At 57.8% G+C, this 1,978-nt stretch carries 1 rRNA gene (only partly in view); it reads left to right on the top strand.

Annotated elements, in window-relative coordinates:
- Positions 1-50 precede the first annotated feature (50 nt).
- A 23S ribosomal RNA gene (locus tag IE330_RS37590) occupies positions 51-1,978 on the top strand; it runs 1,271 nt beyond the window's last position.

The raw sequence follows: 1,978 nt of genomic DNA, 5'->3' as shown, positions 1-1,978 counted from the left end.
CGGGTGGTTGGTCGTTGTTTGAGAACTGCACAGTGAACGCGAGCATCTGTGGCCAAGTTTTTAAGGGCGCACGGTGGATGCCTTGGCACCAGGAACCGATGAAGGACGTGGGAGGCCACGATAGTCCCCGGGGAGTCGTCAACCAGGCTTTGATCCGGGGGTTTCCGAATGGGGAAACCCGGCAGTCGTCATGGGCTGTCACCCACCGCTGAATATATAGGCGGTGTGGAGGGAACGCGGGGAAGTGAAACATCTCAGTACCCGCAGGAAGAGAAAACAACCGTGATTCCGGGAGTAGTGGCGAGCGAAACTGGATGAGGCCAAACCTCAAGCGTGTGAGACCCGGCAGGGGTTGCGCTTGGGGGGTTGTGGGATCTCTCTTCCACGGTCTGCCGGCCGTGGGACGAGTCAGAAACCGTTGATGTAGGCGAAGGACATGCGAAAGGTCCGGCGTAGAGGGTAAGACCCCCGTAGTCGAAACGTCAGCGGCTCGTTTGAGAGACACCCAAGTAGCACGGGGCCCGAGAAATCCCGTGTGAATCTGGCGGGACCACCCGTTAAGCCTAAATATTCCCTGGTGACCGATAGCGGATAGTACCGTGAGGGAATGGTGAAAAGTACCGCGGGAGCGGAGTGAAATAGTACCTGAAACCGTGTGCCTACAAGCCGTGGGAGCGTCGGACATCAAGCTTGCTTGGTGTCTCGTGACTGCGTGCCTTTTGAAGAATGAGCCTGCGAGTTTGCGGTGTGTTGCGAGGTTAACCCGTGTGGGGAAGCCGTAGCGAAAGCGAGTCCGAATAGGGCGGTTTAGTAGCGCGCTCAAGACCCGAAGCGGAGTGATCTAGCCATGGGCAGGCTGAAGCGGAGGTAAGACTTCGTGGAGGGCCGAACCCACCAGGGTTGAAAACCTGGGGGATGACCTGTGGTTAGGGGTGAAAGGCCAATCAAACTCCGTGATAGCTGGTTCTCCCCGAAATGCATTTAGGTGCAGCGTCGTGTGTTTCTTGCCGGAGGTAGAGCACTGGATAGGCGATGGGCCCTACCGGGTTACTGACCTTAGCCAAACTCCGAATGCCGGTAAGTGAGAGCGCGGCAGTGAGACTGTGGGGGATAAGCTCCATGGTCGAGAGGGAAACAGCCCAGAGCATCGACTAAGGCCCCTAAGCGTACGCTAAGTGGGAAAGGATGTGGAGTCGCAGAGACAACCAGGAGGTTGGCTTAGAAGCAGCCACCCTTGAAAGAGTGCGTAATAGCTCACTGGTCTAGTGATTCCGCGCCGACAATGTAGCGGGGCTCAAGCGTACCGCCGAAGTCGTGTCATTGCAGCATATACGCCCAACGGCGGCTGTGATGGGTAGGGGAGCGTCGTGTGCCGGGTGAAGCCGCGCCGGAAGGCAGTGGTGGACGGTTCACGAGTGAGAATGCAGGCATGAGTAGCGATACATACGTGAGAAACGTGTGCGCCGATTGACTAAGGGTTCCTGGGTCAAGCTGATCTGCCCAGGGTAAGTCGGGACCTAAGGCGAGGCCGACAGGCGTAGTCGATGGATAACCGGTTGATATTCCGGTACCCGCTGTGAAGCGTCAAACATCGAATCCAGTGATGCTAAGGCCGTGAAGCCGCCCTGGAGCCTTCGGGCAAAGGGGAGTGGTGGAGCCGCTGGCCCAAGCTGGTAGTAGGTGAGTGATGGGGTGACGCAGGAAGGTAGTCCAGCCCGGGCGGTGGTTGTCCCGGGGTAAGGGTGTAGCCCGTCATCCAGGTAAATCCGGATGGCACGTGGGTGAGACCTGATGCCGAGCCGATTGTGGTGAAGTGGATGATCCTATGCTGTCGAGAAAAGCCTCTAGCGAGTTTCATGGCGGCCCGTACCCTAAACCGACTCAGGTGGTCAGGTAGAGAATACCGAGGCGTTCGGGTGAACTATGGTTAAGGAACTCGGCAAAATGCCCCCGTAACTTCGGGAGAAGGGGGGCCACA

Source organism: Streptomyces longispororuber (assembly GCF_014656095.1).
Taxonomy (GTDB): Bacteria; Actinomycetota; Actinomycetes; order Streptomycetales; family Streptomycetaceae; genus Streptomyces; species Streptomyces longispororuber.
Note: the sequence above shows the minus strand (reverse complement) of the source record. Positions and strands in the feature narration are given on the sequence as shown.